Annotated in this window: 18 protein-coding genes and 1 rRNA gene; 1 reads left to right on the top strand and 18 read right to left on the bottom strand. The window is 68.3% G+C overall.

Going from position 1 to position 19,289, the window contains the following annotated elements:
- The gene (locus ACLKOY_RS00095) at nt 1–1,458 is read left to right on the top strand and encodes a DUF222 domain-containing protein (protein WP_436451938.1); all 1,458 of its coding nucleotides are present in this window, start codon (nt 1–3) and stop codon (nt 1,456–1,458) included.
- 94 nt (nt 1,459–1,552) lie between these two features.
- Here ACLKOY_RS00095 and ACLKOY_RS00090 read toward each other — a convergent pair whose 3' ends face one another.
- The 18 genes from ACLKOY_RS00090 to rrf form a co-directional block, all read right to left on the bottom strand.
- Nucleotides 1,553–2,491, bottom strand: a complete 939-nt coding sequence (locus ACLKOY_RS00090) for an NUDIX domain-containing protein (RefSeq protein ID WP_436451937.1) — start codon at nt 2,489–2,491, stop codon at nt 1,553–1,555.
- A gap of 88 nt (nt 2,492–2,579) precedes the next feature.
- Nucleotides 2,580–4,100, bottom strand: a complete 1,521-nt coding sequence (der, locus tag ACLKOY_RS00085; protein ID WP_436451936.1) for a ribosome biogenesis GTPase Der — start codon at nt 4,098–4,100, stop codon at nt 2,580–2,582.
- Nucleotides 4,093–4,767, bottom strand: coding sequence for a (d)CMP kinase (gene cmk, locus ACLKOY_RS00080; RefSeq protein ID WP_436451935.1), 675 nt, complete (start codon nt 4,765–4,767; stop codon nt 4,093–4,095). Before cmk ends, der begins: the two co-directional genes overlap by 8 nt.
- A complete protein-coding gene (locus ACLKOY_RS00075) occupies nt 4,760–5,905 on the bottom strand; it encodes a prephenate dehydrogenase (protein WP_436451934.1) in 1,146 nt (381 codons plus the stop codon). The genes cmk and ACLKOY_RS00075 overlap by 8 nt, the downstream gene beginning before the upstream one ends.
- Complete coding sequence (locus tag ACLKOY_RS00070) at nt 5,902–6,690, bottom strand: pseudouridine synthase (RefSeq protein ID WP_140037482.1); 789 nt, start codon at nt 6,688–6,690, stop codon at nt 5,902–5,904. Before ACLKOY_RS00070 ends, ACLKOY_RS00075 begins: the two co-directional genes overlap by 4 nt.
- 79 nt (nt 6,691–6,769) lie before the next feature.
- On the bottom strand, nt 6,770–7,384 hold the full coding sequence (gene scpB, locus ACLKOY_RS00065; RefSeq protein ID WP_436451933.1) for an SMC-Scp complex subunit ScpB: 615 nt from the start codon (nt 7,382–7,384) through the stop codon (nt 6,770–6,772).
- Nucleotides 7,374–8,279, bottom strand: coding sequence for a segregation and condensation protein A (locus ACLKOY_RS00060; RefSeq protein ID WP_436451932.1), 906 nt, complete (start codon nt 8,277–8,279; stop codon nt 7,374–7,376). The genes scpB and ACLKOY_RS00060 overlap by 11 nt, the downstream gene beginning before the upstream one ends.
- Nucleotides 8,263–9,096: a ParA family protein gene (locus ACLKOY_RS00055; RefSeq protein WP_140038740.1), complete on the bottom strand. Its 834-nt coding sequence runs from the start codon at nt 9,094–9,096 to the stop codon at nt 8,263–8,265. The genes ACLKOY_RS00060 and ACLKOY_RS00055 overlap by 17 nt, the downstream gene beginning before the upstream one ends.
- 160 nt (nt 9,097–9,256) lie before the next feature.
- Nucleotides 9,257–10,159 carry a site-specific tyrosine recombinase XerD gene (gene xerD, locus ACLKOY_RS00050; RefSeq protein WP_436451931.1) on the bottom strand — a complete coding sequence of 301 codons (903 nt, stop codon included), beginning with the start codon at nt 10,157–10,159 and terminating at the stop codon, nt 9,257–9,259.
- 2 nt (nt 10,160–10,161) lie between these two features.
- Nucleotides 10,162–10,740 carry an NUDIX domain-containing protein gene (locus tag ACLKOY_RS00045; protein WP_436451930.1) on the bottom strand — a complete coding sequence of 193 codons (579 nt, stop codon included), beginning with the start codon at nt 10,738–10,740 and terminating at the stop codon, nt 10,162–10,164.
- Nucleotides 10,741–10,754: 14 nt separating this feature from the next.
- Nucleotides 10,755–12,452 carry a CTP synthase gene (locus tag ACLKOY_RS00040; protein WP_363569703.1) on the bottom strand — a complete coding sequence of 566 codons (1,698 nt, stop codon included), beginning with the start codon at nt 12,450–12,452 and terminating at the stop codon, nt 10,755–10,757.
- Nucleotides 12,453–12,469: 17 nt separating this feature from the next.
- Nucleotides 12,470–14,161, bottom strand: a complete 1,692-nt coding sequence (gene recN, locus ACLKOY_RS00035; RefSeq protein WP_436451929.1) for a DNA repair protein RecN — start codon at nt 14,159–14,161, stop codon at nt 12,470–12,472.
- Complete coding sequence (locus ACLKOY_RS00030; RefSeq protein WP_363569701.1) at nt 14,158–15,072, bottom strand: NAD kinase; 915 nt, start codon at nt 15,070–15,072, stop codon at nt 14,158–14,160. The genes recN and ACLKOY_RS00030 overlap by 4 nt, the downstream gene beginning before the upstream one ends.
- Nucleotides 15,069–15,866, bottom strand: coding sequence for a TlyA family RNA methyltransferase (locus ACLKOY_RS00025; RefSeq protein WP_436451928.1), 798 nt, complete (start codon nt 15,864–15,866; stop codon nt 15,069–15,071). The genes ACLKOY_RS00030 and ACLKOY_RS00025 overlap by 4 nt, the downstream gene beginning before the upstream one ends.
- Nucleotides 15,863–16,039 (bottom strand): hypothetical protein, encoded by a 177-nt coding sequence (locus tag ACLKOY_RS00020; protein WP_290161889.1) that lies wholly within the window; start codon nt 16,037–16,039, stop codon nt 15,863–15,865. Before ACLKOY_RS00020 ends, ACLKOY_RS00025 begins: the two co-directional genes overlap by 4 nt.
- A 61-nt stretch (nt 16,040–16,100) precedes the next feature.
- Entirely contained in the window at nt 16,101–17,138 is a 1,038-nt protein-coding gene (locus ACLKOY_RS00015) for an HAD-IIA family hydrolase (RefSeq protein WP_436451927.1), read from the bottom strand.
- Nucleotides 17,138–19,102 (bottom strand): primosomal protein, encoded by a 1,965-nt coding sequence (locus tag ACLKOY_RS00010; RefSeq protein WP_436451926.1) that lies wholly within the window; start codon nt 19,100–19,102, stop codon nt 17,138–17,140. The genes ACLKOY_RS00015 and ACLKOY_RS00010 overlap by 1 nt, the downstream gene beginning before the upstream one ends.
- 75 nt (nt 19,103–19,177) lie before the next feature.
- A 5S ribosomal RNA gene (gene rrf / locus ACLKOY_RS00005) occupies nt 19,178–19,289 on the bottom strand; the annotation flags it as partial.

The following is a 19,289-nucleotide window of genomic DNA, read 5'->3' as shown; positions in this document are numbered from 1 at the left end:
ATGGCTCAGCGCACCGATCTCGACCTCGATCTCGAGGAGCGCCGCCGCCTGCTCGACGAGTGGGTCGCCACACGGCGCCAGATCGCTGCACTCGAAGCCCAGTCGTACGCGCTCCTCGTCGAGCGCATCGACGTGCACGACGCCGACGTCTCCGAGAGCCCCCACCACCGTGACGCGATCTACAGATCGATGATCGCGGAGTACTCCGCGGCAGGGCACATCCCGAAGGGTTCCGTCGAGTACGCCTTCACCGACGCGCGCACCCTCTCGCGCGTGCTTCCCGCCGTACGTGCCAGCTTCGCCGCGGGGGCCATCACCGCGCGGCACGTCCGTGAGATCGTGCGGGCCAGCGAGATCGTCGACGATGCCATCCGCGACGGACGCGTGGAGCCCGCCACGATGGGCCTTTACGAGGCCGCAGTGCTCGTTGTCGCCGAGCAGGACACCGCGCCGGGCACGAAGGCCCACGCTCGCAAGGTCGCGGCCCGCCTCGTGGGCCAGACCGTCGTCGAGACCCAGCGACGTGCGGCGGCCGAACGCTGCGTCACCGTCAGGTCGGTCGGCGACGGCCTGGCCGCGCTCACGGCGATCCTCCCCGAGTGGGTCGCCGTGGCGATCTCCGACCGACTCACGCAGATGGCGCGATACATCGCCCGCACCCGCGACGAGCGGGAACCGTTCCTCGAGTCACTCGACGACGACTCCGAGAGCTCGCTTCACCTCTCCGATCTCTCTCCCGAAGACCCCCGGTACGACGCCTACTTCGAGGCCGGAGTGATCGCCGCCGACGGTACCTTCGTCACCGATCCGCTCGCCGGCCTGATCGACCCGATGACCGATCCGGCGAGTCCCGACATCGAGCACGTTTCCGGTGATACCCGCACGTTCGATCAGATCCGCGCCGATCTGCTGTCCGATCTGCTGCTCTCCTCTGATCCGAGCGAAGCGAACGGCACAGGACTCGAGAACATCTCGGCCCGCATTCAGGTGACGGTCGCTGCGAGCACCCTCGCCGGAGAAGACGATCGACCTGCCGAGCTCGACGGACACGGCCCACTCGATCCCGATGTCGCGCGTGGACTCGCGGGGCGCTGCACCGGATGGTCACGCCTGTTCCTCAACGCGACCGGCCTGGTGACAGAGACCGACTCCTACTCCCCCACCGAGCAGATGCGGCGCTTCCTTCGAGCGCGAGATCAGCACTGCAGATTCCCTGGATGCCGGATGCCGGTGCACCGCTGCGAGATCGACCACAACCACGACCACGCTCGCGGCGGACGAACACGCATCGACAATCTCAGTCACTTCTGCACGACGCATCATTCGCTCAAACATCCCGACATAGATGAGCGGCATCGGTGGAAAGCCCGTCAGACTCCTGACGGGAGCATCACCTGGACCAGTCCGCTCGGCAGAGATTACGTCGACCCACCTCGTCGACGGGTCATGTTCGTCTGATCTCAGCGACACGCGCCCATCGAGACAGTGCCTCGTGCTTCAGGCAATACACGACTCCGCCGCTCGTTTCCCTGCGTTCGTGCGGCAGAAACGACTACTGCGGTATCACGTCCAGCAGCCAGCCAGCCGAATGGATCTGCGCGGCGCCTGCCGCCTCGACGCGACGCTGCAGCTCTCTGTCGCTGGTGACGACGATGACATGCTGTCCGGCTCGCGCTCGACGCTCGACCTCCGCGACGATCGCATCGTCTCCCGCCGCGTCGGCGCGCACGATCGAGACGCCACCCGCGGGGAGCAACTCGGGTGCTTCGGCATCAGCATCCGATGAGGGAGTCGCGATCTCTCGCGCCTGCCCTTCCACCACCAGAGCGATCTGCGGGAACCAGGTCGTTCCGCCGACGCCGAGGTCAGACGCCGACACGGCGACCCCGTCCAGTCGAGCAGCGAGACGAGTTGCCGCCGCCGCGCGGTCCTTCCACCAGCCGTCGGGCACGGAGCCGACCACGTTCGCGGCATCGACGACGAGCGAAGGACGAACCTCGAGCAGCGCGCGAAGAGCCGGCCATGCACTGCCGAAACCGGGGTGCAGAGGTCGCGAGTCGACCTCATCGACCGGCACCCACTCGAGCGCCACGCTCTCAGGGTCACTGATCACGGGCTCGAACGGGCGCACGACATCGGCGATGACGGTCGTGTACGACCACACATCGAGATCGAGCACACTGGTGAACCGCGGCCGCACGGAGCCATCGGGCACCCCCGCCTCCTCCTGCGCCTCACGCACAGCACCCACGATCGCGCTCTCGCCCTCGTGCATCGCGCCGCCGGGCAGTCCCCATGTGCCGCCGAAGTGGCTCCATGAGACGCGGTGCTGCAGCAGGATTCCGCGCTCGGCATCGAATGCAAGCAAGCCCGCGGCACCGAAACGCCCCCAGTACTTCTCCCCCGACGGGGCGACCACCCAGGCGTCACCCGGGTTCCGGGGCCCATCGGGGCGGCGGGGCTCACCTGGGGCAGGAGGTACGACAGTCACCCCTTCAGCCTGTCACAGCATCCGGGCATCGGCACTCATCCGGGTCACACGCGGGAACAGGTGTCCACACGTGCGACCCGGCCGCGGATCAGCGCTGGCGCTTCTCGCGCACCCGCATGTTGATGACGATCGGGGTTCCGTCGAATTCGTAGAGCTCGCGAAGGCGACGCTGGATGAATCGACGGTAGCCGGGGTCGAGGAAGCCGGTCGTGAACAGCACGAACGTCGGCGGACGAGTCGACGCCTGCGTGCCGAACAGGATGCGCGGCTGCTTGCCTCCACGCAGCGGGTGCGGGTGCTCCGCGACCAGCTCGGCGAGGAACGCGTTGAACTTGCCGGTCGGGATGCGACGATCCCAGTTCATGAGAGCAGTCTCGAGCGCGGGCACCAGCTTGTCGAGGTGACGGCCGGTCTTCGCCGAGATGTTCACGCGCGGGGCCCAGGCGACGTGCGCCAGATCCTGCTCGATCTCCCGCTCGAGGTAGCGTCGACGATCCGCGTTCTCGAGGTCGTCGTCGTTCAGACGGTCCCACTTGTTGAACGCGAGCACGAGCGCACGGCCCGACTCGAGCACCAGGTCGATGATGCGAACATCCTGCTCGCTGATCGACTCGGACACGTCGAGCACGACGACACCGACCTCGGCCTTCTCGAGTGCGGCCGACGTACGCAACGAGGCGTAGAAGTCGGCGCCCTGCGCCATGTGCACCCTACGACGGATGCCGGCGGTGTCGACCAGACGCCACAGCTTGCCGCCGAGCTCGACGATCTCATCGACCGGGTCGCGGGTCGTGCCGGCGAGGTCGTTGACGACCACGCGCTCTTCACCCGCCGCCTTGTTGAGCAACGACGACTTGCCGACGTTGGGGCGACCGAGGATCGCGACGCGACGCGGTCCGCCGATCTCGGCCTTCGCGACGGCCGAGACATCGGGGAGCGTCTTCAGCAGCTCATCGAGCAGGTCGGCGACACCGCGACCATGGATGGCCGACACCGGGTGCGGCTCGCCGAGACCGAGGTTCCAGAGGGCTGCCGCTTCGGGCTCCTGACGGGCGTCATCGATCTTGTTCGCGACGAGGAAGACGGGCTTGCCGCTCTTGCGCAGCATCTTCACGACGTGCTCGTCGGTCGACGTGGCGCCGACCATCGCGTCGACGACGAACAGCACGACGTCGGCGAGGTCGATCGCGACCTCCGCCTGCGCGGCGACCGAGCGGTCGATGCCGCGCGCGTCGGGCTCCCAGCCTCCGGTGTCGACGAGCGAGAAGCGACGGTCGGCCCACTCGGCCTTGTACGTCACGCGGTCGCGGGTCACGCCGGGGGTGTCCTCGACGACGGCCTCACGGCGTCCGAGGATGCGGTTCACGAGCGCCGACTTGCCGACATTCGGGCGACCGACGATCGCCACGACCGGCAGAGCGGGGAAGAACTGGATGCCGTCCTCGCCCATCGTGATGCCGGCGAGGAGCGCGGCATCCTCGTCGTCGAGGTCGTAGTCGGCGAGGCCCGCGCGCAGTGTCTCGGCACGCGCTTCGGCGAGCTGCTCGTCGAGCTGCGCCATCTTCTCGGCGAGCTGGTCGGGGCCGCCTTCGTATTCGTCGTCAGCCATGGTGTACTCCTCGGGTTCGTTCGATCACCGCGAGGACGGCGTCGATGGTCTGTGTGAAATCGAGCTCCGTCGAATCGACGACCTCGACGCCGTCTGCGGCGTTCAGGAAGTCGACGACGGCGCTGTCTGAAGCGTCGCGCTTGTGCAGTGCAGCCGCGACGGTCTCGGCGTTCTCGCCGGCGAGTTCGCCGGCACGTCGTGCGGCGCGCACCTCGGGCGCAGCCGTGAGAAGGATCCGCACCGGGGCGTCTGGAGCCACCACGGTGGTGATGTCGCGCCCCTCGACGACGACCGCCGGGTAGGGCGCTTCGGCGACGAGGGTGCGGAACAGGCGATTGACCCGGTCGCGCACCTCGGGGACACGAGCCACTCCGCTGACGGCGCCCGAGACGGAGGGCTCGCGGATCGCGTCCGTGACGTCGACGTCGCCGACGCGCACCGTCCGGTCATCGGGGTCGAGACCGAGGCGCACGGGGAAGTCGGCGACGGCGTCGAGCACCGCGGCAGCATCCGCCGTGTCGGCCCCTCGATCGAGCACGTGCCAGGCGAGAGCGCGATAGGCCGACCCCGTGTCGAGGTAGCCGAAGCCCAGAGTGCGGGCGACCGTCTTGGACACACTGGACTTGCCGGAACCCGCAGGCCCGTCGATCGCGATGAAATCAGTCATTGGTCGTACCTGCAATCCGCCAGCCGCGTTCCTGGAGTCCGGTGATCGCACCGTGCAGCGCTGCGGGCTCGACACTGATCTCGGCGAGGCCGAACTGTGCGCCCGGTGAGTGCTCGAGACGCAGGTCCTCGACGTTGACGCCGAGCTCTCCGAGCTCTCCGAACAGTCGCCCGAGCTGGCCGGCGGTGTCGTCGATCATCACGATGAGCGACTCGAACCGCCGGTTCTGTCCGTGCTTTCCCGGAAGCCGCTCGACACCGTCGTTGCCCTGTCGGATCGTCTCGGCGACCACGCGCCGAGCGCCGGGAGCTTCGGGGGCGCGCAGCGCATCGGACACTTCCTGGAGGTCGGATGCCAGGGCGTCGAGGATCTCGACCACCGGCCCGGCGTTCGCGCCGAGGATCTGCACCCAGAGCTCAGGAGCGGAGGCGGCGATGCGGGTCGTGTCGCGCACGCCCTGGCCGGAGAGCCGCAGCGCACCCTCATCGGCCTCGGCGAGCCGTCCGGCGAGCAGGCTCGCGACGACCTGAGGAACGTGAGAGGTGAGCGCGACCGAGCGGTCGTGCTCCTCGGGGGTCATCTCAAGAGGCATCGCACCGACGTCGAGAGCGAGCGCTTCGACGAGCGCGAGATCTGCTGCCTTTGTGTCGGCGTCGCGGCACACGACCCAGGGGCGTCCGATGAACAGGTCTGCGCGAGCGGAGATCGCCCCACCGCGCTCGCGTCCGGCGAGCGGGTGCGAACCGATGTAGCGGGTCAGATCGACTCCGCGTCTCTGCAGACTGTGGAAGGGCTCGAGCTTGACGCTCGCCACGTCCGTGACGACGGCGTGCGGAAAACGAGCCAGCTCCGACTCGATGACATCCGCGGTGACGTCCGGCGGCACGGCGACCACGATCAGCACCGGCGAGTCATCGTCGGCAGCCGAGCGACCGGCTCCGTAGTCGATCGCGAGGCGCAGCTGAGCCGGTGATGTGTCGGCGAGCACCACGTCGACGCCCTTGGCGCGAAGCGCATGGCCGATGCTCGCACCGAGTAGACCGGCGCCGACCACCCGAACGGTGCCGGAGAGTCTGGCGGCGATTCGCGGCGCGACAGAACTCCGAGCCCCCGTGGGCGCACTCGTCGTATCGGTCACTCGTTCTCCTGTTGCTCGCCTGGCGCCTCGGCGACACCGGAATCACGGCGCGACAGAGTCAAGAGTGCGCCGAGTTCGATTTTAGTCAGTTCACGGGTCTTCCCAACCGGGAGGGTTCCCAGGTGCAGCGGGCCGAACTGACGGCGAACGAGTTCGCTCACCGGGTGTCCGACCGCAGCCAGCATCCTTCGGACGATCCGATTGCGCCCCGAGTGCAGTGTCAGCTCGACGAGACTCGACCCGCGAGAGGTGTCGAGCAGCCGCGCCTTGTCTGCCGCGATCGGACCGTCGTCGAGGTCGATGCCCTTGGTGAGCTTCGAGATCGTCTGCGCGGTCACCTCGCCCTCGACCTTTGCGATGTACACCTTGGTGACGCCGAAAGACGGGTGCGCGAGCACGTGTGCGAGGTCGCCGTCGTTCGTCAGGACGAGCAGTCCGCTGGTCTCGGCGTCGAGTCGCCCGACGTTGTACAGGCGCTCCTCGTACTCGTCGGTGAAGACGCGGAGATCGGGCCGGCCGTTCTCGTCACGAAGACTGCTGACCACTCCGGTCGGCTTGTTGAGCATGACGTATCGCTTCGACACGTCGAGCTGAACCGCCGTGCCGTCCACGTCGATGAGGTCGGTCTCCGGGTCGACGCGGCGGCCGAGCTCAGTGACGGTCTCTCCGTTGACCCGGATGCGTCCCTCGACGATGTACTGCTCGATCACGCGTCGTGAGGCCACGCCCGCCGCCGACAGCACCTTCTGCAGGCGGATGCCCTCTGGTGTCTCGAAGCCGCTCATCGGATGGTCCCTTCGTTGAAACTGAATCTGTGCATCTCGCCGCGACCGGACGTCATCGGACGAGCGGGTTCAACCGAGGTCATCGGATGGTCCCTTCGTCGAAACCGTCTGCGCCGTCGTCGAGCAGAGGAGAGATCGGTGGCAGCTCATCGAGCGTGTTGATGCCCAGGTGCTGCAGGAGCGCGTCGGTGGTGCCGTAGTTGATCGCGCCGGTCTCGGAGTCTGCGAACAGCTCGGTGATGAGACCTCGAGCGAGCAGCGTGCGCACGACCGAGTCGACGTTCACCGCGCGGATCGATGCCACCTGGCTGCGCGTGACCGGCTGCTTATACGCGATCACGGCGAGCGTCTCGAGCGCCGCTTGCGAGAGTCGGGCAGGCGCCTGCCCTCCGACGAACTCTGCGACGACATCGTCGTGGTCCTCGCGGACGTACAGGCGCCATCCCCCGCCGACCTCGCGCAGTTCGAAGCCGCGACGCGGGCCCTGGCCGTTGCCGTCGTAGTCGTCGACCAGCGTCTCGATCGTCTGCCGCACTGCCGCCACCGGCGATCCGACGGCTGCCGCGAGGGCGACGAGACCGATCGGCTCGTCGATGATCAGGAGGATCGCCTCGATGCGCTCGGACAGCGGCGACTCGCGCACGGCCCCGTCGGTCGCGGCACCGGTCGCAGCTTCGGTCACGTCATCGGTCATAGTCGGCTCCCAGCGATGCGAGTGTCTCATCCGACCAGGAGTCGGCGGCCCAGCGCAGCGTCAGCTCGCCGAGTGGTTCCAGTTGTTCGAAAGAGAGGGCGGCGTGCCGGTAGAGCTCCAGCACGGAGATGAACCGCGCGACGACGATGCCCGGCTCGCTCACACCGGCCACGAGCTCGCGGAAGCTCAGCGACTCCGCGGTGCGAAGCAGGGTGACGACGATCGCGGCCTGCTCGCGGATGCTGACGAGCGGAGCGTGCAGGTGATCGAGACCGACATGCGGGATCTCCTTCGGCGCGAACGCCAGGAGCGCGAGAGCGGCGAAATCGTCGACGTTGAGCGACCAGACGAGCTCAGGCGTCTTCCGCCGGTGCTTCTCGTCGAGCCTGACCGCGCGCACGTGACGTCGGTCCTCGCGCTGCAGGCACCGCGCGAACCAGGCCGACACCTCCTTGAAGGCGCGATACTGCAGGAGGCGCGCGAAGAGAAGGTCTCGGGCTTCGAGGAGCGCGACGGCCTCGGCATCCACCAGCTCACCCTGCGGCAGCAGACCTGCCACCTTCATGTCGAGCAGCGTCGCCGCGACCACCAGGAATTCCGACGCCTGGTCGAGCTCCTCGTCGTCGTCGAGCTCTCTGAGGTACGCGATGAACTCGTTCGTGACCGCGCTCAGCGAGACCTCGGTGATGTCCATCTCGTGCTTCGAGATGAGGTTCAGCAGCAGATCGAACGGGCCGTCGAAGTTCGACAGGGAGACGCGGAATCCGGCATCCGCGACAGGCGCTTCTTGCGCGGCCTCGGCAGGTGCCGCGGATTCTGCTGGTGAGACGGACTGAGCTGGTGAGACGGACTGAGCCGGGGTGTCTGACGGCTCGAGCTCAGGCGACAGCGCCACGGGTGACCAGCTCCCGCGCCAGCCGCAGGTATGCCTGCGCGGCAGCGTGCTCCGGAGCGAACTCGGTGATCGGCACACCCGAGACCGACGCGTCGGGGAACTTGACCGTGCGACCGATCACGGTCTCCAGGACATCGTCGCCGAAAGCCTCGACCACACGCTCGAGAACCTCACGCGAGTGCAGCGTGCGCGGGTCGTACATGGTGGCGAGAAGGCCGTCCATCGTGATCGACGGGTTCAGCCGGTCTCGCACCTTGTCGATCGTCTCGATCAGGAGAGCCACACCGCGAAGCGCGAAGAACTCGCACTCGAGCGGGATGATGACGCCATGAGCCGCGGTCAGCGCGTTCACCGTGAGCAGCCCGAGCGAGGGCTGGCAGTCGATCAGGATGACGTCGTACTCCCCCGCCACCTGGCGCAGAACACGGGCGAGGATCGTCTCGCGCGCGACCTCGTTCACGAGGTGCACTTCGGCGGCGGACAGGTCGATGTTCGCCGGCATCACGTCGAGACCGTCGACCCCGGAGGGGACGATCGCGTCGTGCGCATCGCGCTTGGTGTCGAGCAGCAGGTCGTACACGGTCGGCACGTCGTGCGTCTGGATGCCGAGGCCTGCCGACAGCGCGCCCTGCGGGTCGAAGTCGACGGCCAGGACCTTGCGGCCGTATTCGGCGAGGGCCGCGGCGAGGTTGATCGCGGTCGTCGTCTTGCCGACGCCGCCCTTCTGGTTGCACAGTGCGATGATGCGTGCGGGCCCGTGCGAGGCGAGCGGTTCCGGGGTCGCGAAGCCGTGATAGGGACGCCCGGTGGGTCCCATGGGGGTGTCGTCGTTCTTCGACGTCTTCGCCCTGGACTTCGCCGCGTTCTCAGCCACCGATTCTCCTGCTCTTTCGTGCTCGGTCGAGTCTACCGATCGCCCGGGGGGATCACCGCCTCAGCCCCGGCGATCCCGCGATTTCGCTCCGTGAGCCGCGATCTCAGCGGGCGCGCGGGTGCGAAGTGGCGTAGATGTCCCGCAGGGTGTCGACCGATACGTGCGTGTAGATCTGCGTCGTCGCGACCGAGGCGTGTCCGAGCAGCTCCTGCACGACGCGCACGTCGGCACCGCCCTGCAGCAGGTGTGTCGCGAACGAGTGTCGCAGCGTGTGCGGCGATACCTCGGCGCTGATGTGCGCGTGCTCTGCCGCCGAGCGGATGACGAGCCATGCGCTCTGCCGTGACAGCGGGGCGCCGCGCGCACCCAGGAAGAGTCGCGCCGATGCCCGCCCCTTGGCCGCGAGTCCTGGCCGGACGCGGGTGAGATACGCATCAACCGCGTCACGGGCGAACGAGCCGATCGGCACGATGCGCTCCTTCGACCCTTTTCCTCGAAGGCGCAGCACATCGCCGTGAGCGAGGTCGTCGACGTCGAGTCCGACCGCCTCGGACACCCGGGCGCCGGTCGCATAGAGCAGCTCCAGCAGTGCTCTGTCGCGGATCCCTATCGGCTCTTCCGCGCTGGGCGCGCCGAGCAGGCGCTCGACCTGATCGATCGTCAGCGCCTTGGGCAGCCGGCGAGGGGCCTTGGGCGGACGAAGACGGCCGCTCGGGTCGTCCTGTTCAATGCCCTCGCGCGCAAGGAAACGGTGCCACCCGCGCACGGACGACTGCAGCCGCGCAAGGCTGGTCGCTGCAGGAGCCGGCTCGGCGCCAGATCGATCGGCGATGAATCGCCCGACGACGGCCGCGCTGATCTCCGCCGTGTCGGTGATCCCGTCGGCATCCAGCCACTCGAGGTAGAGACCGAGATCGCGTCGATAGGCGGCGATCGTGTGCTCGCTGAGACCGCGCTCGATCGTGACGTGGCGCAGATACGTGTCCAACGCACGATCGAGCTGCATGCTCAGCTCCGGTCGCGCAGCCTCTGGGCGGCTGCGAGCACGCCGATGCCGAGGATGCCGTTGCGCATCCGCCCGTCGAGAACCGCTGAGACCGCGGCGTCGAGCGGAACCCACTCCACGCGGATGTCGGCCTCTTCGTCCTCGCGTGCGTGCGCGTTCTGCGCCGCCGAGACACCGGTCGCGAGGAAGACGTGGATGAGCTCGTCGTTTCCGCCGGGAGTGGTCCACGTCGAGACGAGCGGCTCCCAGTGCGCTGCGACCAGGTCGGCCTCTTCGGCGAGCTCGCGTCGAGCGGCCTCGAGCGGCTCCTCCCCTGCCACGTCGAGCAGACCGGCGGGCAGCTCCCAGTCACGGTGGCGGATCGGATGCCGGTACTGCTGGATCAGCAGCACCCGCCCCTCGTCGTCCAGAGCGAGGATCGCCACGGCGCCCGTGTGCGCGACGTACTGGCGGCGGATCTCTCCGTCGCCGTAGCGCACCCGGTCGTCGCGGACGTTCCAGACGGCACCCTCGTACGCAAGGTCGCTCTGCAGGACCTCCGGCTCGGAGGGCTCGTCACGCAGGTCGTCGAACTCAGGCATCGGCTTCGACGAACTCAGGCATCGGCTTCGACGTCGAACAGCTCGCTGGAGCGGTGACGGTCGATCGCGGCTCCGACCAGTCCGCGGAACAGGGGGTGCGGGGCGGTCGGACGCGAGCGGAGTTCCGGGTGAGCCTGCGTCGCGATGTAGTACGGGTGCACATCGCGCGGCAACTCGACGTACTCGACCAGATCGAGCTCGGGGTTCAGGCCCGAGAACACGAGACCGGCCTCGGAGAGACGCGCACGGTAGGCGTTGTTGACCTCGTAGCGGTGACGGTGGCGCTCCGACGCCTCGGGCGCACCGTACAGCTCCCGCGCCAGAGACCCCTCGGCGAGTGCCGCCTGGTAGAGCCCCAGACGCATGGTGCCGCCGAGGTCGCCGCCGTCGAGGATCTCGACCTGCTCGGCCATCGTGGCGATGACGGGCTCGGAGGTCTGCGGGTCGAACTCGCTCGAGGATGCCTCGGCGATGCCGGCCACATCGCGGGCGTACTCGATGACCATGCACTGCAGGCCGAGGCAGAGTCCGAGGGTCGGGATGCCCTGCTCGCGCGCGAACTTCAACGCGCCCAGCTTGCCCTCGATGCCGCGGATGCCGAATCCACCGGGAACGCAGATGCCGTCGAGCTCGCCGAGCTGCTCCTTCGCGCCCTCTGGGGTCTCGCAGCGGTCTGACGGGATCCAGCGGATGTTGACCTTGGTCTCCTGCGCGAACCCGCCGGCCTTGAGCGCCTCGGTCACGGAGAGGTACGCGTCGGGCAGGTCGATGTACTTGCCGACCAGACCGATGGTCACCTCGTGCTTGGGGTTGTGCACGGCGTGCAGCACCTTGCTCCAGCGGGTCCAGTCGACCTCGTCTGCGGCCTTCTGGTCGAGACCGAGGCGGCGCACGATGTACGAGTCGAGACCCTGGTCGTTGAGTGTCGACGGGATGTCGTAGATGCTCGGCAGGTCGACCGTGTTGATGACGCCCTCGGCGTCGACGTCGCACATGAGAGCGATCTTGTTGCGGTTGCTCTCGCTCACCGGGCGGTCGCTGCGCAGCACGAGCGCGTCGGGCTGGATGCCGACCTGGCGGAGCGCGGCGACGGAGTGCTGCGTCGGCTTGGTCTTCTGCTCGCCGGACGCACCCATGAACGGGACGAGTGACACGTGCACGAAGAAGACGCTGTCGCGGCCGAGCTCGTGACGCAGCTGGCGTGCCGACTCGAGGAACGGCTGCGACTCGATGTCGCCGACCGTGCCACCGACCTCGGTGATGATCACATCAGGTCGCGGGTCCTCGGTCGCCTGCAGACGCATGCGACGCTTGATCTCGTCGGTGATGTGCGGAATGACCTGCACGGTGTCGCCGAGGTACTCGCCGCGGCGCTCGCGTGCGATCACCTGCGAGTAGATCTGACCGGTCGTGACGTTGGCGGCCTCAGACAGGTTGATGTCGAGGAAGCGCTCGTAGTGTCCGATGTCGAGATCGGTCTCGGCACCGTCATCGGTGACGAAGACCTCGCCGTGCTGGAACGGGTTCATGGTGCCCGGATCGACATTCAGATACGGGTCGAGCTTCTGCATCACGACGCGGAGTCCGCGGGCCGTGAGGAGGTTGCCGAGGCTTGCGGCAGTGAGCCCTTTACCCAAAGACGAAACGACACCACCCGTCACAAAGATGTGCTTGGTCGTGTCGTTCTTGGGCCCCGCAGAAGAAGAGTTCATCACGGGCTTCGATCCTATCAGGAGGTGGAGGTGCCGAGGCTGAGAAGTTCTCGGGCATGGGTGATCGCGGCATCCGAATCGGTCAATCCGGACAGCAGGCGAGCCATCTCGGCCTCGCGCTCCTGTCCCTCGAGACGGCGGACACTCGACGCGGTGACTGCTCCGTCGTTGGATTTGACGACCGAGAGGTGGTTGGTGGCGAAGGCGGCGACCTGAGCCAGATGAGTGACGGCGATCACCTGCGACTTCTCTGCAAGTCGGGCGAGTCGTCGGCCGACCTCGATCGCCGCGGCGCCGCCGATGCCGGCATCGACCTCGTCGAACACGAAGGTCGGCACGGGGTCGGTTCCGGCGATGACGACCTCGATCGCGAGCATCACACGCGAGAGCTCACCGCCGGACGCACCCTTGCCGACCGATCGGGGTTCGGCTCCGGGGTGCGGTGCGAGCAGGATCGCGACGTCGTCGCGACCGTGAGCGCTCTCCGTGCCCGGCGTGACCGCGACCTCGAGGGTCGCGTCGGGCATCGCGAGGGCATGCAGCTCCTCGCTCACGGCGACACCGAGCCGCGCGGCGGCGGCGGTGCGCTCCGCCGTCAGGGCGTCAGCATGCGCATCGAGCGCTGCGCGGGCGGCGTCACGTTCCGCTTCGAGGCGATCGAGCCGCTCCCCGTCGTCATCGAGTTCCGCGAGCCTCGTCGACCCTGTCTGCCAGAGCTCGAGGGCCTCGTCCAGCGAACCGTGCGCGCGGATCAGCGTGCCCAGAGCCGCACGTCGCTCTTCGACGGCCGCCAGCTCGTGTGGTCCCGTCTCGTCGAGATCGGCCAGGTATGCCGAGAGCTGCCCGGCGACATCGGCGATGCGATAGCCGATGTCCGCGAGAGCGGCCGAGATGTCGGTGAGTGCGGTGTCGGAGACGCGCTCGAGCGCTCGACGGGCTTCGGCGACCAGAGCGGATGCATCGGGCTCGCCCTCTTCGCTCGAGAGCGCGCTGTGCGCGAGCGAGGCGGCGAGACGCAGCTCTTCGGCGTTCGCGAGACGCTCGGCCCGTGCCGCCAGCTCGACGTCCTCCCCCGGTTCGGGGGCTGCGGCCTCGATGAGTGCCAATGCCTCGCGGAGGCGCGACGCCTCTTCGGCTCGGCGATCTCGGTTCTCGGTGATGTCGGTGATCTCGGCATCCAGCTCGCGCCACCGTGTGAACGACGATGAGTAGGCGTCGAGCGCCGCAGCGATCGACGCCCCTCCGAAGCGATCGAGGGCATCGCGTTGCGCCGCGGACGAGCGCAGCCGCAGCTGCTCGGACTGACCGTGCACGACGACCAGTTCCTCGGCCAGGGCCGACAGCACTCCCGCCGGCGCCGCGCGTCCTCCGACGCTCGCACGGCTGCGCCCCTCGGCGCTCAGCGTGCGAGAGACGTACAGCTCGGCGGCACCCGATCCTGCCGGCTCCAGCTCTCCGCCGGCGTCTGCGACGATGTCGGCGACGTCGCCCGTCTCGGGCACGATCCATACTCCCGCGACGGATGCCTGGGCCGCACCTGCTCGAACAGCGCCGGAGTCTGCCCGCTGGCCGAGCAGCAGTCCGAGGCCGGTCACGACCATCGTCTTGCCCGCACCGGTCTCGCCGGTGATCGCGGTGAAACCGGCACCGAGGGGCAGCACGGCGTCGGCGATCACGCCGAGGCCCTGCATCCGCATCTCCTCGATCACGAGGCAGCCCCCTGTCCGCGCCATCCGGCGACCGGCAGCTGGAACTTGCGCACCAGTCGGTTGGTGAACTCTGTGGGGTGCAGGCGCGCGAGGCGCACCGGGCGCGAGGACTTGCGCACCACGACACGCGCGCCCGGAGGCAGGTCATGCGAGCGGCGACCATCGCACCAGAGGATGCCGGAACCCGAGGTGCCCTCGAGCATCTCGATCGCCACGGCAGCGTCGGGGCTGACCACGAGCGGCTTGGCGAACAGCGCATGAGCCGACAGCGGCACGACCGCGATGGCCTCGACGCTGGGCCAGATGACCGGTCCCCCGGCGGAGAAGTTGTAGGCGGTCGATCCGGTCGGCGTCGACACGACCATGCCGTCGCACCCGAAGCTCGACAGAGGCAGACCGTCGATCTCGAGCACGACCTCGATCATGCGTTCACGGCTGGCCTTCTCGACCGTCGCCTCGTTCAGCGCGAAGGTCTCGTACACGACGGCACCGTCGGCGTCTTTGACGCGCACCGACAGCGCCAGGCGCTCTTCGACCTCGTAGTCGCGGTCGATCACGCGCCGCACTGCCGCATCCATGTCGTCTCGGTCGATCTCGGCGAGGAACCCGACGTGGCCCATGTTGATGCCGAGCACCGGAGCCGAGCAGCCGCGCACCAGTTCGGCGGCGCGGAGGATCGTGCCGTCGCCGCCGAGGACGATCGCGAGCTCGAGCTCGTCCTGCTGCACCGTCTCGCCGAGGATGTCGACGTCAGCGAAGTGAGGATCGACGGCACGCAGGTCGCCGCTCTCGTCGGGCGGAAGCACAGGGCGTGCGCCGGCCCCGCGGAGTTCGTCGACGACCTTGCGGGCGGCCTCGACGGTGGCTTCCCGGCCGGCGTGGGCGACGACCAGGATGTTGCGCTCGTTCATCGTCTCCCTGCCAGTGCGTTGATGCGGTCCGACCATTCTGACGGATCGCTGCCGCGCCCCGGAGCGAGGTGCAGGAGATACTCCGAGTTGCCGTGCGTCCCGAGGATCGGCGAGGTGAGGATGCCGAGCATACCCAGACCGGAGTCCCAGGCGCTCCACGCTGTGCGCGCGACCGCATCAGCGCGCGTGGCAGGGTCGGTGACGAGTCCGCCGCGCACCGCGGTGCGACCGACCTCGAACTGCGGCTTCACGAGCAGGATGATGTCTGCGCCGGGCGCCGCCACCTCGGCGACAGCCGGCAGCACATGCTCGAGGGAGATGAAGGACAGGTCGCCGACGATGAGGTCGGGGGCCGACATCTCACCCGTGACCTCCTGCAGGTTCTCGGGAGTCATGTGACGGACGTTGTAGCCCTCGACGACCACGACCCCGGTGTCGGATGCCACGGCGCCGGCCATCTGGGCGTGGCCCACGTCGACGGCGAGAACGCGCCGCGCTCCGCGCTCACGAAGCACTTGCGTGAAGCCGCCGGTGGAGGCGCCCATGTCGAGCGCGAGGCGGCCCTCGGCAGAGATTCCGAATCCGTCGAGAGCGGCGATCAGCTTGTGCGCACCGCGACCGACGTAGTGATCGGCGCCCGCGACGGTGATCTCCGCGGCGTCCGTGACTGGTGTCGAGGCCTTCACGACGGGGCGCCCGTCGATGCTCACGAGGCCGTCCGCGATGAGCGTGGCCGCATGCGTGCGCGAACGAGCGAGTCCTCGGGCGGCGAGGGCGGCATCGAGTCGCGTCATCGGGAACCCGGCGCGTCGCGCTGGTCGAGCTTCGCGCCGCTGTCGAGGCGGCGTGACAACTCGTCGTGCAGTCCGGAGTATGCGTCTGCTCTGGCAGCGAGCGGCTGCCCCTCGATCAGGCGCAGTCGACTCCACAGACCGTCGGTCGGTGCGTTCGTCGTCTCGTCGCTCACGCTTCTACTGTACGTGGCTCCGCCGACACGTCGGCGGAGCCACGGCGATGCGAGGCGCCGGTCAGGGTCGGTGGAACGGGTCGTCGTAAAGACGCTCGGGCACCCGCAGCACGAACACCGGAGTACCGGAGGCCCAGATCGCGGAGGCGCCGGCGCGCAGCAGATCGATCTGCGAGTCTCCTTCGGCGACGATCTCGACGTCGGCGCCTACGACCCGCACAGATGCGCCGTTCACCGAGTGGACGCCGTCTTTCGACGTGACCTGCGGATACGGCTGGTGCAGTTCGCGCAGGTCGCTGAGGATGTACGTCGGACGAGACCCCTCGGGCGCAGCGAGCACGTGCTTCGGTCGGTCGATTCCGGTGAGCACGAGCGCGGAGTCGATGCCTGCGCGGACGGCTCCGAGGATGTCCGTGTCGAGGCGGTCGCCGATGAACAGCGGCTTCTTCGCACCGAAGCGCTCTGTGGCTTCTTCAAAGATCGGCGTCTCGGGCTTGCCTGCCACAGTCGCGAGTCGTCCGATCGCGGTGTGCACCGCAGACACGAGCGTCCCGTTCCCTGGGGCGACGCCGCGCTCGCGCGGGATCGTCCAGTCGGTGTTGGTGGCGATCCACGGGATGCCACCCTCCTCCTCGGGAACCTTCAGCGCGAAGGCGGCTTCGGCGAGATCCGTCCAGGCGACCTCCGGAGCGAAACCCTGCACGACGGCATCCGGCGCATCCTCGGCGCTGCGGGTGACGGTGTAGCCCGCCTTCTCCGCCTCGTCGACGAGTCCCGCTCCACCCACGATCAGAAGCGTGGCGGGTGGCGGGACGATTCCGGCAAGGAGCCGCATCGCAGCCTGCGGGCTGGTGATCACGTCAGCAGGCGCGACGTCGAGACCCAGACTGCTCAGGTGCTCGGCGACCGACGCGTCCGTACGAGACGCGTTGTTCGTGATGTACCCGAGCCGAGCAGTCGCCGCTGCCGCGTTGAGGCTCTCCACCGCATGCGGCAGCGCACCAGGACCCGCATAGACGACACCATCCAGATCCGCGAGCACAGCGTCCACGCCGTCGAGCGGGGTGCGCAATGCAGGCTTCTTGGAGAACAGCCCCACTACGCCTCCTTCGACGTCTCGGATGCTGCGGAGCCCTCGGCCACGTCGTCGGAGTCGGCGTCGTCTTCACCGAGGAGCTCGCGGACCTCGTCGTCGATGGACGGCTCGGGCTCGACGTCATCAGCGTCGGCAGCATCAGCATCAGCATCAGCGTCGGCAGCATCAGCGGCGACGGCATCCTCGACGTCGGCACCGGCGTGGCCCTCAGCGTCAACAGAGTCAGAGTCAGAGTCAGAGTCAGAGTCAGAGTCAACGTCGTGGGCGTCGTCATGGTCGTCGTCGAAGTCGCCTTCGATGAGGCCGTCCTCGATGATGATCTCCTCGTCGCCGGCCTCGTCGACACCGAGTGCCTGGGCGGCGACCTCTGCACGATGTGCCCAGAACTCGGCTTCGTCGGTTCGTCCGAGGTCCTCGAGCACGGCTGCACGAGCAGCGAACAGCGCAGGACTCCATTCGAAAGCGCGGTCGGGGTCGAGCTCAGGAATCTCGAGTTCGCCGAGCGCGAGCTCGAGGTCCCCCTGATCCAGGCGCGCACCGGACATAGCGATCGCCAGAGAGACGCGCACGGGCGTGGGGAGAGCAGCCCGGTCCACGGCGCGACCGGTCTCGAGGGCACGGTCGGGGCGACCGATGCCACGCTCGCTGTCGACCATCAGTGCGATCTGGTCGTCCTTGCCGGAGATGCGACGGTAGGTGCGCAACTCACGAAGGGCCAGAGCGAAGTCCTCCGTGGCGTAGGCAGTGATTCCGAGCGTCTCGCGGACGATCGCGATGCGACCTGCACGGCGAGAAGCCGCGAGGGCGTGCTCGTGCGCACGGGCCGGATCCTCGTCGATGAGCTGAGACGCCATGGCGAGGTGACGCGCGACCAGCTCCGCGTTCTCCTTGCTGAGGGTCTTCAGTTCGTTGCGAGCCGAGGTGTGCAGGTCCCGGGCCGTGACCTCATCCGGGATGTGCGGGTCGTTGAAGCGCGGCCGATCACCGTCTGCCTGAATCGGACGCTCGCGGCCCGCTACCCCGCGCTGCGGGTACGAACGCGACGAGTCGCGGTCCTGTCCGCCGTCGCGGCTGTAGCCACCCTCGCGGCGCGGAGCGCCACCGTCGCGGTTGTAGCCACCTGAGCGAGGTGCGTCGTTGTCGCGGCGCGGAGCACCACCATCACGGCTGTACCCGCCCGAACGGGGTGCGTCGTTGTCGCGGCGCGGGGCGCCACCATCACGGTTGTACCCACCCGAGCGGGGGGCGTCGTTGTCGCGGCGCGGAGCGCCACCGTCACGGTGGTACCCGCCCGAGCGGGGTGCGTCGTTGTCGCGGCGCGGGGCGCCACCATCACGGTTGTACCCACCCGAGCGGGGGGCGTCGTTGTCGCGGCGCGGAGCGCCACCGTCACGGTGGTACCCGCCCGAGCGGGGTGCGTCGTTGTCGCGGCGCGGGGCGCCACCATCACGGTTGTACCCACCCGAGCGGGGGGCGTCGTTGTCGCGGCGCGGAGCGCCACCGTCACGGTGGTACCCGCCCGAGCGGGGTGCGTCGTTGTCGCGGCGCGGGGCGCCACCATCACGGTTGTACCCACCCGAGCGGGGGGCGTCGTTGTCGCGGCGCGGAGCGCCACCGTCGCGGTTGTACCCACCCGAACGAGGGGCACCACCATCACGGCTGTACCCACCAGAACGGAAACCGTCGTTGTCACGGCGCGGAGCGCCACCGTCGCGGTTGTAGCCACCCGAACGAGGAGCGCCACCGTCACGGCTGTACCCGCCCGAACGAGGGGCACCACCATCACGGTTGTACCCACCAGAACGAGGAGCACCACCATCACGGTTGTAACCACCCTCGCGTCGGGGCGCGTCATCGCGACGCGGACCGCTGCTTCGGTTCTGATCCGAGCGCCCTCCGGAAGGTCGGTGACCGCGCGATCCATTGTCGTCGTTGCGACGCGGACGGCGCTCTTCCTCTTCCGGCATGATGCTCCCTGTTCTCGTTGTTGTTGTTAACGCAAAATGGCCACCCAACGATGGGTGGCCATTTGCTTAAAAGAAGTCCGGCGGTGTCCTACTCTCCCACAGGGTCCCCCCTGCAGTACCATCGGCGCTGTGAGGCTTAGCTTCCGGGTTCGGAATGTAACCGGGCGTTTCCCTCACGCTATGGCCG

Origin of the sequence: Microbacterium sp. K2, from assembly GCF_051365005.1 — a bacterium.
GTDB classification, from domain to species: Bacteria; Actinomycetota; Actinomycetes; order Actinomycetales; family Microbacteriaceae; genus Microbacterium; species Microbacterium foliorum_B.
This window is presented reverse-complemented; position numbering and strand designations above follow the sequence as displayed.

Coding starts and splice junctions, on each gene's coding strand:
- ACLKOY_RS00095 (WP_436451938.1), top strand. CDS start 1: ATGGCTCAGCGCACCGATCTCGACCTCGATCTCGAGGAGCGCCGCCGC.
- ACLKOY_RS00040 (WP_363569703.1), bottom strand. CDS start 12,452: ATGAACTCTTCTTCTGCGGGGCCCAAGAACGACACGACCAAGCACATC.
- ACLKOY_RS00070 (WP_140037482.1), bottom strand. CDS start 6,690: ATGAGCGGCTTCGAGACACCAGAGGGCATCCGCCTGCAGAAGGTGCTG.
- der (WP_436451936.1), bottom strand. CDS start 4,100: ATGGCTGACGACGAATACGAAGGCGGCCCCGACCAGCTCGCCGAGAAG.
- ACLKOY_RS00055 (WP_140038740.1), bottom strand. CDS start 9,096: ATGGGACCCACCGGGCGTCCCTATCACGGCTTCGCGACCCCGGAACCG.
- ACLKOY_RS00010 (WP_436451926.1), bottom strand. CDS start 19,102: ATGCCGGAAGAGGAAGAGCGCCGTCCGCGTCGCAACGACGACAATGGA.
- ACLKOY_RS00025 (WP_436451928.1), bottom strand. CDS start 15,866: ATGACGCGACTCGATGCCGCCCTCGCCGCCCGAGGACTCGCTCGTTCG.
- ACLKOY_RS00045 (WP_436451930.1), bottom strand. CDS start 10,740: ATGCCTGAGTTCGACGACCTGCGTGACGAGCCCTCCGAGCCGGAGGTC.
- ACLKOY_RS00030 (WP_363569701.1), bottom strand. CDS start 15,072: ATGAACGAGCGCAACATCCTGGTCGTCGCCCACGCCGGCCGGGAAGCC.
- xerD (WP_436451931.1), bottom strand. CDS start 10,159: ATGCAGCTCGATCGTGCGTTGGACACGTATCTGCGCCACGTCACGATC.
- scpB (WP_436451933.1), bottom strand. CDS start 7,384: ATGACCGATGACGTGACCGAAGCTGCGACCGGTGCCGCGACCGACGGG.
- cmk (WP_436451935.1), bottom strand. CDS start 4,767: ATGACTGATTTCATCGCGATCGACGGGCCTGCGGGTTCCGGCAAGTCC.